Genomic DNA, 14,197 nt, shown 5'->3' on the forward strand with positions numbered 1-14,197 from the left:
TCACGTCCGGCGGTGTCCACCGCCCGCCGACGTCAAGTTCCACCGCACACCAGCGGCGCACCACTCTCCCACAAGGATCATGACCGTCACTTCTGAGCGCGCTCCGCGCGAGGCATCCACCTTACGAGCCCTCGGCCGGCTGCTTCCGTTCATCCGTCCGGTGCTCGGGCCCCTGGTGTTGGGCGTGTTCAGCGCGCTGGCGGCGAGTGTCCTCGCGCTCATGTTCCCGCTGGTCCTCGAGGCGATCGTCGGGGGTCCCATCGCCTCGGGCGATATCACGCAGATCGTCTGGGGCGCTGCCGTGATCCTGGCGCTGGGGCTTGCCGAAGCGGCCATGGTCTGGGCGCGGCGATGGTTCGTGCTCGGCCCCTCGACACGGGTGGAATACGAGCTGCGGACCGGCTTCTATCGGCGCCTGCAGCGGCTGCCGGTCGCGTTCCACGACCGCTGGCAGTCCGGTCAGCTGCTCTCGCGGATGATGCAGGACATCGGCATCATCCGTCGGTGGCTCGCCTTCGGACTCGTGCTGCTGGTGGTCAACGTCCTCACGATCATCATCGGCGCCATCCTGCTGTTCCGCTGGCACTGGGTGCTCGGGGTCGTCTTCCTCGTCTCGTGCGCACCGCTTTGGTATGCCGGCTATCGCTTCGAGAAGCGCTACGGCGTGCTCGCGCGGCAGAGCCAGGACCAGTCGGGAGACCTCGCGACCGCCGTCGAGGAGAGCGTGCACGGCATCCGGGTGCTCAAGGCCTTCGGGCGCGGCGGCCACGCCCTCAAGAAGTTCGCCCGGCAGGCCGAGACGCTGCGCGGCACCGAGATCGCGAAGGCCCGTGCTGTCGGTCTCATCTGGTTCTGGTTGATCCTCCTCCCCGACATCGCCTTCGCACTCGCGCTCGGCGCCGGCATCGTGCTGATCCAGCTGGGTCAGATCGGTCCGGCCGAGCTCATCGCGTACTTTGCGATGGCGACGGTGTTGCGCTGGCCGATGGAGTCGATCGGGTTCCTCTTCTCGTTTCTGCTGGATGCCCGCACGGCCACCGAGCGCGTGTTCGAGGTGTTCGATGAGGTCGATACGATCGGCGATCCGAGCGAGCCACGGACCCTTCGGGAACCGCACGGCGAGCTGACGTTCGAGGGTGTCCACTTCCGTTACCAGGACGCTCCCGCCGGTCAGCGCGACCTGCTCGACGGGATCGATCTGACCCTGCGCCCCGGCGAGACGATGGCGTTGGTCGGTCTCACCGGGTGCGGGAAGACGACTCTCACGACCCTGCCGACGCGCCTGTACGACGTGACCGGCGGTCGCGTGCTGCTGGACGGCGTCGACATCCGCGACCTGACGTTGCGGGAGCTGCGCACCCACATCGGCATGGCGTTCGAAGAGGCGACTCTGTTCTCACAGACCGTCCGCGAAAACGTGCTGCTGGGCCGCGAGGACCTCGAGCCGGGTTCCGAAGAAGCGGCAGCGGCGCTGAACGAGGCGCTCGGGGTCGCCCAGGCGCACTTCGTCGCCGACCTGCCGAAGGGTGCCGACACCGTGATCGGCGAAGAGGGTATGAGCCTGTCAGGCGGCCAGCGTCAGCGCCTCGCGCTCGCGCGCGCGGTCGCCGCCAAGCCGTCGGTGCTGATCCTCGACGACCCGCTGTCTGCGCTCGATGTCGACACCGAGGCGCTCGTCGAGGAGGGGCTCCGCGAGGTCCTCGCCGACACGACGGCGCTCATCGTCGCCCACCGCCCCTCGACCGTGATGCTCGCCGATCGTGTCGCACTGCTCGAAGACGGTCGCGTCACGGCGGTGGGAACCCACTCCGAGCTGCTGCGCACGAGCGAGCACTACCGCCATGTGATCTCCAGTCTCGAAGACGAGCAGGCCGAAGCCGAGAAGCGGGAGGTGACCCTGTGAACACCGTCGTCGGAACCCGCGGTGAAGACCGCTCGGACTACACGCGCGCCGAGAGCCGCGCCATCCGGTCACGCTCGCTGCGGCTGCTGGGATCGCTCGTCTCACCGCTGCGGTGGCAGCTCGTGCTCGCGGGCGTTGTGCTCGTGGTCTCGACAGCGCTGCAGGTCGCGGGGCCCGCACTGATCGCGTACGGCATCGATACCGCGCTTCCCGCCGTGCTCGACCAGGCGAACTGGCTGCCGACCATCGGCGTGGTCGCGGTGTACCTCGTCGCCGGCTTCGGCGGTGCCGCGCTCGTCGGCTGGTATGCCGTGGTCGCGGCCCGCTTGACCCAGGCCGTCATGCTGGATCTCCGCAAGCGCATTTTCGTGCACACTCAGCGCCTCAGCCTCGAGTTCCATGAGTCGTACACGTCCGGCCGCATCATCTCGCGCCAGACCAGCGACCTCGAATCCATCCGGGAACTCCTGGACGGCGGACTCAATCAGCTCGTGTCGGGCCTGCTGTACGGCGGCTTCACCCTCATCGCGTTGTTGCTGCTGGACTGGCAGTCCGGGGTCGTTCTCGCCGTGATGGGGGTGCCGCTGTTCCTCTTGATGCGCTGGTTCTTCCTGCGCTCGCAGCTCGTGTACCGCGAGTCGCGCGTGGTCAGCGCGAAGGTCATCGTGAAGTTCGTCGAGACCATGACCGGCATCCGGGCGGTGAAGGCGTTCCGCAAGGAGCCGCGCAACGACGAGGAGTTCGGCGGGCTCGCCGAGGACTACCGCGACGTCAACATGCGTTCGATCCGCCTGTTCGGCACGTTCGAGCCCGGGCTCATGGCCGTGGCATCCGTCTCGATCGCCCTCGTGGTGCTGTGGGGCGGCATCCGTGTCATCGACGGGTCGATCGCCGTCGGCGTGCTGCTGGCCAGTGTGCTGTACGTGCGGAACTTCTTCGCGCCCCTGCAGGAGGTCGCGATGTTCCTGAACTCCTACCAGGCGGCCACCGCAGCCCTGGAGAAGGTGTCAGGAGTGCTCGAAGAGGACCCGACGGTGCCCGAGCCCACCTCGCCGGTGGACCTCTGGAACGCCAAGGGCGATATCCGCTTCGACGGCGTGACCTTCGGCTACTCGGACGACCGCACGATCCTTCCCGATTTCTCCCTCGACATCCCGGCGGGCCAGACCATCGCCCTGGTGGGGACGACAGGGGCGGGCAAATCGACTCTCGCCAAACTCGTGTCGCGTTTCTACGACCCGACCGGCGGTGCGGTGACCCTGGACGGAGTGGACCTCCGCTCGCTCCACCCCAAGGACCTCCGCCGCGCGATCGTGATGGTGACCCAGGAGGCGTACCTGTTCAGCGGCACCGTCGCCGACAACATCGCTCTCGGCAAACCGGATGCGACCCTCGAGGAGATCCAGGCGGCGGCGCGCGCCGTGGGGGCGGATGCCTTCATCGAGGCGCTGCCGGACGGCTACGACACCGACGTGAACAAGCGCGGCGGACGGGTCTCTGCCGGACAGCGGCAGCTGATCTCGTTCGCTCGCGCCTTCCTCGCCGACCCCGCGGTGCTGATCCTGGACGAGGCGACGGCATCGCTCGACATCCCGTCAGAGCGGCTGATCCAGGATGCGCTGCAGACGCTCTTGGCCGACCGTACGGCGATCATCATCGCGCACCGACTCTCGACGGTCGCGATCGCCGATCGCGTGCTGGTGATGGAGCACGGGCGGATCATCGAAGACGACGCGCCCGCGACCCTCATCGCCGGAACCGGAAAGTTCGCCCAGCTGCACAGTGCATGGAGGCAGTCGCTCGTCTAGCGACGGCGACGCCAGGGCCCGGAGGCAGTCGCTCGTGTGACTCGCGAGGACAACGCCCCGAACCATCCCGTTTTCCTCGAACCATCCCGCATAGCGGGCCACTTCGACGAGAACGGGATGGTTCGATGCAGGGCGACTACAGCGAGAGAAGGGCGACGACCTCGCCGTACTCGGTCTCGCCGACGGGGGAGAAACCCATGCGCTCGAAGAAGGCGCCGGGGCCGGCCTCGTCGGCGGTATAGATGACGTGGACGCCGGCGGCGCCCTGTGCGCGGGCCTCCTCCAGCACGCTCTGCACCGCGAATCGTCCGACGCCGCGACCCTGCTCGTCGGCATCCACATTGATCCGCCAGAGCACGGAGCGGAAGTACTCCTGTGGGGCACCGTCGTCGAAGTTCGCGCTCACGAAAGCGACGACATCGTCACCGTCCAGAACGACGCGCTGCCACATCGTGGCGGGGTCGACATCGGATGCGGCGACCTCGTAACTCTCGGGGGCGAGGAAGTCTTCCTGGCCCGGCTTGAGTGACAAGTTGTTGACCGCTTCGACCGTCGCCGCAGACAGTTCGACCAGTCGTAGTTCCGTCATGTGCACAGGCTAGCCGGGAAGTTCGACATCGGCACCTCGCGATCCGCATTCATCACCAAACTATCTCGATATCAAGATATTTCCCGACGTGCGGTAGGCTTTCCCGGCGGCTGAACGAAGGACGGGCGAGTGAGCGAATCCACCATCATCTACACCCACACCGACGAGGCTCCGGCGCTGGCGACAGCATCGTTCCTCCCGATGGTGAAGGCCATCACCCGCCAGGCGGGGGTGGATGTCGAAACCCGCGATATTTCGCTGGCCGGGCGCATCCTCGCCGCCTTCCCGCAGAACCTCACGCCCGAGCAACAGGTCGGCGACGCGCTGGCCGAGCTCGGTGGGCTCGCGACTCTTCCCGAGGCCAACATCATCAAGCTGCCGAACATCTCGGCATCCATCCCGCAGCTGAAGGCAGCCATCGCCGAGCTGCAGGCGCAGGGCTTCGACATTCCGGATTACCCGGATGAGCCGCAGGGGGTCGAGCAGAAGGATGTGCGCGCCCGTTACGACCGCATCAAGGGATCGGCCGTCAATCCCGTCCTTCGCGAAGGCAACAGCGACCGCCGCGCGCCGCTGGCCGTGAAGAAGTACGCCAAGGCACACCCGCACCGCAACAAGCCCTTCGCCGACGGCTCGAAGACTCGCGTCGCCACCATGGGGCACGACGACTTCAAGAGCAACGAGAAGTCCTGGGTCGCTGCCCACGACGACGTCCTCACGATCCAGCACATCGGCGAAGACGGCACCGTCACGGTGCTGAAGGAGGGCCTGAAGGTCCTCCCGCGCGAGATCATCGACGCGACGTTCCTGTCCGCCGCAGCTCTGGATGCCTTCTTGGCCGAGACACTCGCGGCGGCATCCGCCGACGATGTGCTGTACTCCGTGCACCTGAAGGCCACGATGATGAAGGTCAGCGACCCGATCATCTTCGGTCACGTCGTGAAGACCTTCTTCTCCGACGTCTTCGCGACCTACGGCGACACGCTCGCCGCCGCGGGGCTCACCCCGAACAACGGCCTGGGCTCGATCCTCGCCGGGCTCGGTTCGGTCGAGGGCGGCGACGAGATCGCCGCGGCGATCGAGTCCGCGATCGCCGCAGGCCCGCGCCTGTCGTATGTCAACTCCGACAAGGGGATCACGAACCTCCACGTCCCCTCGGACGTGATCGTCGACGCCTCCATGCCGGCGCTCATCCGCAACGGCGGCAAGGTCTGGGGCATCGACGGGGGCGAGGATGACACGATCGCGGTCATCCCGGACTCCTCGTACGCCGGTGTCTACCAGGCCACGATCGAGGACGTCATCGCGAACGGCCCGCTGGACCCCGCCACCATCGGCACCGTCCCGAATGTCGGTCTCATGGCCCAGGCCGCCGAAGAGTACGGCAGCCACGACAAGACCTTCGAGATCGCCGCGCCCGGGGTGGTTCAGGTCGTGGATTCCGCCGGTGAGGTGCTTCTGGAGCACACCGTGGGCGCCGGCGACATCTGGCGTGCGACGCAGACCAAGCACATCGCGGTGATGGACTGGGTCAAGCTCGCCGTCACCCGCGCCCGCGCGACCGGCGCCCCTGCCGTCTTCTGGCTCGACGTGAACCGTTCGCACGACGCGCAGCTGATCGCCAAGGTGCACCAGGGTCTCGCGCTGCTGGACACTCGCGGCGTGCAGATCCTCATCCTCGCGCCCGAAGAGGCCACGACGTACACCCTCGCGCGCCTGCGCAAGGGGGAGGACACCATTTCGGTCACCGGCAACGTGCTGCGCGACTACCTCACCGACCTCTTCCCGATCCTCGAGGTCGGAACCAGCGCCAAGATGCTCTCGATCGTGCCGCTGCTCGCAGGCGGCGGCCTGTTCGAGACCGGTGCCGGCGGGTCCGCACCCAAGCATGTGCAGCAGCTGCTGGCCGAGGACTATCTGCGGTGGGACTCGCTGGGTGAGTTCTTCGCGCTCGCGGCCTCGCTCGAGCACCTCGCCGAGACCACCGGGAACGCCCGCGCGAAGATCCTCGCCGAGACGCTGGATGCCGCCACCGGCACCTTCCTCGAGCAGGACCGCTCGCCCGGACGTTCGCTCGGCACGATCGACAACCGCGGCAGCCACTTCTACCTGACCCTGTACTGGGTGCAGGAGCTGGCCGCCCAGACCGCGGATGCCGAACTCGCCGCGCTCTTCGCGCCGGTGGCCGAGAAGCTCGCCGCCGAGGAGCAGACGATCGTCGCCGAGCTCAACGCCGTGCAGGGCAATCCCGTCGAGATCGGCGGCTACTACCGCCCGGACGAGACGCTCGTCGCGACGGTCATGCGTCCCTCCGCGACCCTCAATGCCGTCATCGACGCCCTGGCCTGAGGCGGCTCACCGACCCTGATGCGCGAAGGCGCCGCATCCTCATCGGGGTGCGGCGCCTTCGCGCATGCCCTCGCGGGTCGCGGACCAGACCTGAGTGGCGAGGGGGTGGTCGGCTGGGAGAGTCGCCAGGGTGGCGGCGCCGTCGACGGAGGTGCCGGCCGGCTCGATGACGCGGACCGGCCGGGGTGTGTCCGCCCACAACTGCGTGGTGAAGGTCTTCCGAAGCGCCTCCGAGCGGAAGACGCCTCCGAGCGCGGCGCACACGGGGGCCTCGGTCACGCCGGCGCGCGCGAGTGCGATGCGCACACTGTGGGCGAGCTCGGCGGCGGCGAGTTCGGTGATCTCCCGGGCCACGGTGTCGCCGGAGGTTGCGGCCTCGGCGACCGCGTACGCGAAGGATGCCACGCGCGAGACCCGTTCGGGGTCGGCCTGCAGTGCCATGTAGGCCTCAGGCAGCTCCGGCCACTGCGCGCGAACGACGTCGGTCAGCGCCGTCGCCGGTCCGCGGCCGTCGTGGGCGCGCATGACCGCCTCCAGTGCGCGGCGTCCGATCCAGAACCCGCTGCCGGCATCGCCCATGAGGTAGCCCCAACCGTCCACCCGTGCGACGCCCGCGGGCCCGACGCCGAGTGTCACCACGCCGGTGCCGGCGGCGACGACCGCGCCGGGGGCGGTGCCGAGCGCGCCGAGATAGGAGGTCGTTGAGTCATGTGCGAGGTGCACACCGACGAACCGCGCGCCGAGCTGGCCGAGCATGCCGGCAGGATCGGCATCCGCGGCGGTGAGTCCCGAGATCCCGGCAGCGAGCACGAGCGGCCCGGGCACGCCGGCGCTCGCCTCACGCGCGACGGCGGCGATCTGGGGGAGGACCGGCCGATCGGTGCGGACGGGGGAAAACGGCAGCTCGGCCGTGCCCTCGGCCGGGGCGGTGCGCGCGCGGATGCCGGACTGGCCCGCATCGAGCGCGACCACCGACGGGAGAGAGCTCTTCACCTCTCCATCGTCGCGCGCGGTGCGGGATTTCACGTCGGTTTCGTGCTCGTGCCGGGTGTAACGGGTTTGTAAACTCCCCTAGCAAATACGATCCCGGGGTTGCGGGATGTTAATTCGTAAGGTGTACTAACAAACATGTCTGCATCGGAAGTGCAGCGCGGCTCTTCCACCGAAGTCGCGCACACCCAGCCCACCGCGGTCGTATCCAACGGCTCCGCACGCGCCCGTCGCCGCACGGCGGCGAAGGTCCTTCCCGAGCACGCCCGCGCGCACAACCGCTCGCTCGTGCTGCAGACCCTGTTCCACGACGGTGCGATGAGTCGCGCGGATCTCGCCCGCGAAACGGCGCTGACGCGGGTCACGATCTCGGACCTCGTCGCCGAACTCATCACCGACGGCCTGGTGGCCGAGCTCGGCGCCCGCGAGGCCGCGGGACCCGGCAAACCTGCGATCCTCGTTGACCTCGATCGTGCCGGACATCGCATCCTCGGTATCGACCTGTCGGGTCCGGATGAGTTCCTCGGCGCCGTCCTGACGCTGGACGGCGAGATCGTCGCCCGGCACGCGGTCGCCGCGCCCGCCGCCGCCGACGACGCCTACGCTGCGGTGCTCACGCTCGCACGGGCCCTCGTCGCCGACGCGCACGCCCCCATCCTCGGCGTCGGTGTCGGCACCCCCGGCGTCGTCGATGACGACGGTATCGTGCTGAGCGCTCCCAACTTCGGGTGGACCGAGGTGCCGCTGCGTGCCCAGCTCGAGGCCGCTGTTCAGCTGCCCGTGCTCGTCGCCAACGACGCGAACGCGGCGGTTCTCGCCGAGTACAGCTTCGGCGACGCCGGAGATGACCTGGTCCTGGTCAAGGTCGGCCGTGGTGTCGGATCGGGCATCGTCTTGGCCGGGCGTCCCGTGCGCGGCACCCACTTCGCCGCGGGGGAGATCGGTCACGTCGTGGTCGGCACCGACGGCGGCCCCGCCTGTGCCTGCGGCAAGGTCGGATGCCTGGAGGCATGGCTGTCCGTCCCTGCGCTGACCACGCGTCTGTCGGCACCCGACGTCGACCGTGACCAGGTGCTCACCGACGCCGGCGTGCGGCTCGGCATCGCTTTCGCGCCGATCGTCGGCGCCCTCGACCTTCCCGAGATCGTCCTCTCGGGTCCCACAGAACTTCTCGACGGGCCGCTTGCGCAGGCGACCGTCGAGACCCTCCGGGCACGAACGCTCACCAGGTTCCACGACGGTGTGCGAGTCCGGATGACGGAGCAAGGCCAGGACATCGTCCTGCGCGGAGCAGCCGTCATGGTCCTCTCAGGACTTCTCGGGGTGTCGTGACGCGACACGACACCCCGAGTGGGCGGCCATGTGACCGCCTCGATCCTGCGAGACCTGCCCTTCACCCACACCACACACAGAGGAAGACACCATGAAGAGAATTCTCGGAGCCGCCGCACTCGCGGGTGCGTCGGCCGTCGTCTTGGCCGGTTGCGCCGGTGCGGCCGCGGAGCCGGAGACCGGAGACCTCACGGTCTGGCTGGTCGGGACCGACACGCCCCAGACCGCTCGCGACTACCTGGTCGAGACGTTCGAGGCCGAGAACGAGGGCTGGACGCTGACGATCGAGGAGAAGACGTGGGCGGATGTCTCTGACACCTACACCGCCGCGCTGTCCTCCAACGACTCGCCCGACATCGTCGAGGTCGGGAACACCCAGGCCCTCGGCTTCGCCGACGCCGGCCTGTTCCTGGACATCAGCGACATCCAGGATGCCCTGGGCGGCTCTGATCTCCTCCCGGGTCTCGTCGAATCCGGTACCTACGACGGCGCACTGTACGCCGCTCCGTATTACGCCGGCGGCCGCGTCGTCTTCTACAGCCCGATGCTCGTTGACGCCGTGCCCGCGACACTCGAGGAGTACGTCGCCGAGGGTGTGTCCCTCACCACCGACACCGTCTCGGGCATCTACGCCCCGGGCAAGGACTGGTACAACGCGCTTCCCTACATCTGGGCCTACGGCGGCGAGATCGCCGTCCAGGACGGCGACACCTGGGATGCGCAGTTCTCCAGCCCCGAAAGCCTCGAGGGACTGTCGCTCCTGCAGACCGTCTATCTCGACGCGACGGTGGCACCCGCCGACGGCAACGAGCTGATGGCGAACATCGCCTTCTGCAACGGCGAGGCCGGCTTCATCTCCAGCCCCGCCTGGGCTGCGGGTAACCTCACCGGTGCGTGGCCGTGGGCCGACGAGGATGCCGGACAGAACTCCGAGGGTTGCCCCGACACCTACGCGGCTGACCTCGGTGCGTTCGCACTGCCGGGCGTCGTCGAGGGTGAGACCGCCCCGATCTTCGCGGGTGGCTCGAACGTGGCCATCGCGACCAAGAGCGCGGCGCCGAACAAGGCGAAGGCGGCTCTGGAGATCATGCTCTCCGAGGGCTACCAGGTGCTCCTGGCCGAGCAGGGCCTGACCCCCGGCATCATCTCGGCGGCATCCGCCCTGCCCGACACCCCGATCGCACAGGCGCAGGCTGCGGCCCTCGCCAACTCGAAGGGCACCCCCGCCAGCCCCAACTGGGCTGAGGTCGAGGCCGCCCAGATCATCCCCGACGCGCTCGTGCGCATCGCCCAGGGTGAAGATGTCGAGACCATCGCGACCGAGCTCGATGCGCAGATCGAGGCGATCCTCAACCAGTGATCGCAGCGCCGATCTGATGCATGACAGGGGCCGCCGCGTGGACACCCCGCGCGGCGGCCCCCTGTCCGCCCACTCACAACCGTCGTAGAAAGGAGGGACCGTGACCGACATCCTCACCGCACCGGCTCCCTCATCGGGCGCGCCGACGCCGAACCCGGCAGCCGCGCCCGCAGCCCGCACGCGCCGCAAGGCCCGCCGCGAGGCGCGTGCCGCCTGGGGTCTGTTGACCCCCGCCCTCATCGTCATCGGCGTCATGACCGTCTACCCGGCGGTCCTGATGGTCATCCAGTCGTTCACCGACTACACCGTCAAGAACAAGGTGCAGGGCACGTGGCCGAGCTTCGTCGGCTTCCAGAACTACATCGACCTGTTCGCGCAGTCCGACTTCCCCGCCGTCCTCGCGCGAAGCCTCGGCATCATGATCGTGCTGACGATCCTGAACATGACCCTCGGGATGCTGGTCGCCATCCTGATGGTGCGACTGAGCCGCGCCTGGCGCATCCTCGTCTCGGTCGGACTCCTCGTGGCCTGGGCGATGCCGCCGCTGACCGCGACGGTCGTCTGGGGCTGGATCTTCGACACCGAGTACGGCGTGGTCAACGCCATGCTCAACGCCCTCACCGGCACCTCGAACTGGACCAACCACTCGTGGCTGTTGAATCCCTGGTCCTTCTTCTTCGTCCTGACGATCATCGTCGTCTGGCAGTCCGTGCCCTTCGTCGCCTTCACGACCTACGCCGCGCTCGGCCAGGTCCCCGACGAAGTGCTCGAGGCGGCATCCCTCGACGGCGCGAACGGCTTCTCGCGCTTCCGCCTCATCGTCTTCCCGTACCTCCGCAGCGTCCTGACCGTGGTGCTGGTGCTCCAGATCATCTGGAACCTCCGCATCTTCACGCAGGTCTACGCACTGCAAAGCCGTGGCGGACTGGCCTCCGAGACCAACGTCCTCGGCACCTACCTGTTCCGCCAGGGCGTCGGCGAGTTCGGCGCAACTGCCGCGATCGGTGTCGTCATGGTCATCCTGCTGTTGGCGCTGTCATGGGGCTACGTCCGCACCACCCTGAAGGAGGAGGAGCTGTGAGCACGATCGTCACACCCGCCACCCAGTTCGGCACCGTCGGGGTGGATGACGCTCCCGCGCCGGGCACGCGCCGCCCGGGACGTGCCGACCGTCCGCGCCTGCGCCCCCGTCGCCTCCTCTCGAGGGGCGCGCTGAACCTCGCTGCGCTCATCGTCTTCGTCGCCTCGGTGTTCCCCGTCTACTGGATGGTGAACATGGCGCTGACGCCCAACAGCGAGATCGTCTCGCGCACGCCCAGCGTGCTGCCGCTGCACCTCACGTTCGACAACTTCATCACCGCGTGGACCCGTGAGGCGGCCCCCGGTCAGACCGACTTCCCGCATGCCCTGGGCACCACGATGCTGGTCACCTTCGGAGTGCTGATCGTGACGCTGCTGTTCGCGTTCCTGGCATCCGTCGCCGTCGCGCGCTTCCACTTCGGCGGGCGTCGCGGGTTCATCATCTCGGTGCTGGTGGTCCAGATGATCCCCGGTGAGGCGATGATGTTCACGATCTACGGGATGATCGACGACTGGCACCTGATGAACACGCTCGTGGGACTGGGGATCGTGTACACCGCCGCGGTGATCCCCTTCACGATCTGGACCCTGCGCGGCTTCGTCGCAGGAGTCCCGGCCGACCTCGAAGAGGCGGCCATGATCGATGGCTGCACCAAGTCGCAGGCGTTCTGGAAGGTCACCTTCCCGCTGCTGGCCCCGGGCCTCGTAGCCACCGGCATCTTCGCGTTCATCCAGTCGTGGAATGAGTTCACGATGGCCCTGCTCATGATGCGCGGCTACAACCTCACGCTCATGCCGTGGCTGAATGCCTTCCAGTCCTCGAGCGTCGGAGGGGCGGTGGACTGGGGAGCGGTCATGGCCGGCTCCACCATGATCGCCATCCCCGTCGTCATCTTCTTCCTGATCGTTCAGGGACGCATGACCGGTGGTCTGGTCGCGGGGGCGGTCAAGGGCTGATGCGCGCACGAACCACAACCGCTGCCGAGAAGGTGAGCGGGCGATGAGACTTGGACTGGATGTCGGGGGCACCAAGACGGACGCGGTCGCGGTGGGCGAGGCCGACGAGATCCTCGCGCGCGTGCGCACCGCCACCGGGTGGGGGCCGGACGCCGTCGTCGACACCGTCGTGCAGGCGGTCCACTCGCTGCTGAGCGAAGGCAGGTTCACGCTCGAGAAGGTCGCCTCGATCGGTATCGGGATCCCCGGGCAGGTGGATGCCGCGACCGGCCGCGTCACCCACGCCGTGAACCTCGGCGTCGCCGAGCTCGACCTCGCCGGCGCCGTCCGCCGGGCGCTCGGCGCCGAGGTCCGGGTCGAGAACGACGTGAAGGCTGCGGCCGTGGGGGCAGCGCGCGCGCTGGGTGCGGTCGAGACGACCGCGTTCCTCAACCTCGGAACCGGCATCGCGGCAGGCGTGGTCACCGATCGAGGGCTCTGGCGCGGGGCGCGCGGGGCCGCCGGCGAGATCGGACACCTCTCGGTGGATCCCGCGGGGCCGACGTGCCGGTGCGGTCAGAGCGGCTGCATCGAGGCGCTCGCCGGCGGTGGCGCGGTCGCACAGCGCTGGGGCCGACCGGGCGCTCTGCCGATCAGGGACATCTTCGATGCGGCCGACGCGGGCAACTCCGACGCGCGGGAGCTGCGCGTCGGTATCGCGCGGGGGGTGGCGGCCGCTGTCCGCGTGCTTGTGCTGACAGCGGATGTCGAGACCGTCGTGCTCGGCGGTGGGATCAGCGCTCTGGGGGAGCGGCTGCGCGGGGACGTCGTCGCGGAGTTGGAACGCAGCGCCGCGGCATCCGCGTTCCTGAGCTCGCTCGACCTCGCCGCGCGGGTTCAGCTGCTGGCACCCGGCGTGCCGGCGGCGGCGTTGGGTGCGGCGATCATCGGTGCCGCGCCGATGGAGGAAAGAGAGGTTCTCACGCATGGCTGAGGTCATCATCATGCCCACGCGCGCCGAGGCCGGTGCGCTCGTCGCTGACGAGATCGCCCGCGGTATCCGCGCAAACCCCGAGTTCGTGCTGGGCCTTGCCACCGGGTCCACGCCGCTGCCGGTCTACGAGGCGCTGCGCGCGAGCCTTGACGGCGTGGATGTCTCGCAGGTGCGCGGCTTCGCGCTCGACGAGTACGTCGGGCTCGATCCGGCCCACCCCGAGAGCTATCGCTCTGTCATCACCCGTGAGGTCGTCGAGCCGCTCGGCTTGGATCCAGCACGCGTCCGCGTCCCCGACGGGAGTCTCGCGCGCATCGCCCACGCGGGCGAGCTCTACGACGCGGCGATCCTGGATGCCGGCGGCGTCGACCTGCAGATCCTCGGCATCGGCACCGACGGGCACATCGGCTTCAACGAGCCCGGATCCTCGTTCGCCTCGCGGACGCGCGTGAAGACCCTCACCGCGCAGACCCGCGACGACAATGCCCGCTTCTTCGCTTCGCCGGCGGAGGTGCCGATGCACTGCATCACGCAGGGCCTCGGGACGATCCTGGAGGCGCGCCATCTCGTACTTCTCGCGTTCGGTGCGGGCAAGGCGGCGGCGCTCGCCGCTGCCGTCGAGGGCCCGGTCACCGCATCCGTGCCGGGGTCGGCGATCCAGCTGCACCCGCACGTGACCGTCATCGTCGACGAAGAGGCTGCGAGCGAGCTCGACCACGTCGACTACTACCGGTACGCGTACGCCAACAAGCCGGCCTGGCAGGGGCTGTAGGGGACACCCTCGGTCCATCCTGGCCCGGACTCCCCGGCACAATGCAGGAGTTGGGTGCCGAAATGCCCCGGTGCGAGCCAGTCT

11 protein-coding genes are annotated in these 14,197 nt (G+C 68.6%); 9 read left to right on the plus strand and 2 right to left on the minus strand.

Translation table 11 applies throughout. The annotated features are described in order from the left end of the window. The first annotated feature begins 79 nt into the window (after positions 1-79). The gene (locus tag ABD206_RS00790; RefSeq protein ID WP_344067886.1) at positions 80-1,903 is read left to right on the plus strand and encodes an ABC transporter ATP-binding protein; all 1,824 of its coding nucleotides are present in this window, start codon (positions 80-82) and stop codon (positions 1,901-1,903) included. Beyond that, positions 1,900-3,711 (plus strand): ABC transporter ATP-binding protein, encoded by a 1,812-nt coding sequence (locus ABD206_RS00795; protein WP_344067888.1) that lies wholly within the window; start codon positions 1,900-1,902, stop codon positions 3,709-3,711. Before ABD206_RS00790 ends, ABD206_RS00795 begins: the two co-directional genes overlap by 4 nt. A gap of 136 nt (positions 3,712-3,847) precedes the next feature. Here ABD206_RS00795 and ABD206_RS00800 read toward each other — a convergent pair whose 3' ends face one another. Further along, entirely contained in the window at positions 3,848-4,300 is a 453-nt protein-coding gene (locus tag ABD206_RS00800) for a GNAT family N-acetyltransferase (protein ID WP_344067890.1), read from the minus strand. A 129-nt stretch (positions 4,301-4,429) separates the two neighbouring features. On the opposite strand from ABD206_RS00800, the gene ABD206_RS00805 reads away from it, so the two are divergent. Then, positions 4,430-6,649, plus strand: a complete 2,220-nt coding sequence (locus ABD206_RS00805) for an NADP-dependent isocitrate dehydrogenase (RefSeq protein WP_344067892.1) — start codon at positions 4,430-4,432, stop codon at positions 6,647-6,649. 39 nt (positions 6,650-6,688) lie between these two features. Here the strand turns inward: ABD206_RS00805 and ABD206_RS00810 are convergent, their stop codons facing one another. Next, entirely contained in the window at positions 6,689-7,642 is a 954-nt protein-coding gene (locus ABD206_RS00810) for an N-acetylglucosamine kinase (RefSeq protein ID WP_344067894.1), read from the minus strand. 135 nt (positions 7,643-7,777) lie between these two features. On the opposite strand from ABD206_RS00810, the gene ABD206_RS00815 reads away from it, so the two are divergent. The 6 genes from ABD206_RS00815 (at position 7,778) to ABD206_RS00840 (ending at position 14,113) form a co-directional block, all read left to right on the plus strand. Then, positions 7,778-8,971: an ROK family transcriptional regulator gene (locus ABD206_RS00815; protein WP_344067896.1), complete on the plus strand. Its 1,194-nt coding sequence runs from the start codon at positions 7,778-7,780 to the stop codon at positions 8,969-8,971. Positions 8,972-9,062: 91 nt separating this feature from the next. Further along, positions 9,063-10,331 (plus strand): extracellular solute-binding protein, encoded by a 1,269-nt coding sequence (locus tag ABD206_RS00820; RefSeq protein ID WP_344067898.1) that lies wholly within the window; start codon positions 9,063-9,065, stop codon positions 10,329-10,331. Positions 10,332-10,431: 100 nt separating this feature from the next. After that, positions 10,432-11,412 carry a carbohydrate ABC transporter permease gene (locus tag ABD206_RS00825; RefSeq protein ID WP_344067900.1) on the plus strand — a complete coding sequence of 327 codons (981 nt, stop codon included), beginning with the start codon at positions 10,432-10,434 and terminating at the stop codon, positions 11,410-11,412. Beyond that, positions 11,409-12,368 carry a carbohydrate ABC transporter permease gene (locus ABD206_RS00830; RefSeq protein ID WP_344067902.1) on the plus strand — a complete coding sequence of 320 codons (960 nt, stop codon included), beginning with the start codon at positions 11,409-11,411 and terminating at the stop codon, positions 12,366-12,368. The genes ABD206_RS00825 and ABD206_RS00830 overlap by 4 nt, the downstream gene beginning before the upstream one ends. Positions 12,369-12,411: 43 nt before the next feature. After that, positions 12,412-13,341 (plus strand): ROK family protein, encoded by a 930-nt coding sequence (locus ABD206_RS00835; RefSeq protein WP_344067904.1) that lies wholly within the window; start codon positions 12,412-12,414, stop codon positions 13,339-13,341. Continuing rightward, a complete protein-coding gene (locus tag ABD206_RS00840) occupies positions 13,334-14,113 on the plus strand; it encodes a glucosamine-6-phosphate deaminase (protein ID WP_344067906.1) in 780 nt (259 codons plus the stop codon). Before ABD206_RS00835 ends, ABD206_RS00840 begins: the two co-directional genes overlap by 8 nt. Positions 14,114-14,197: the final 84 nt, after the last annotated feature.

It is taken from the genome of Microbacterium sediminicola, assembly GCF_039531125.1.
Classification (GTDB): domain Bacteria; phylum Actinomycetota; class Actinomycetes; order Actinomycetales; family Microbacteriaceae; genus Microbacterium; species Microbacterium sediminicola.

What these genes read in the sequence shown, in the direction of transcription:
- ABD206_RS00820 (WP_344067898.1), top strand. Translation starts at nt 9,063, where the DNA reads ATGAAGAGAATTCTCGGAGCCGCCGCACTCGCGGGTGCGTCGGCCGTC.
- ABD206_RS00835 (WP_344067904.1), top strand. Translation starts at nt 12,412, where the DNA reads ATGAGACTTGGACTGGATGTCGGGGGCACCAAGACGGACGCGGTCGCG.
- ABD206_RS00815 (WP_344067896.1), top strand. Translation starts at nt 7,778, where the DNA reads ATGTCTGCATCGGAAGTGCAGCGCGGCTCTTCCACCGAAGTCGCGCAC.
- ABD206_RS00840 (WP_344067906.1), top strand. Translation starts at nt 13,334, where the DNA reads ATGGCTGAGGTCATCATCATGCCCACGCGCGCCGAGGCCGGTGCGCTC.
- ABD206_RS00800 (WP_344067890.1), bottom strand. Translation starts at nt 4,300, where the DNA reads ATGACGGAACTACGACTGGTCGAACTGTCTGCGGCGACGGTCGAAGCG.
- ABD206_RS00790 (WP_344067886.1), top strand. Translation starts at nt 80, where the DNA reads ATGACCGTCACTTCTGAGCGCGCTCCGCGCGAGGCATCCACCTTACGA.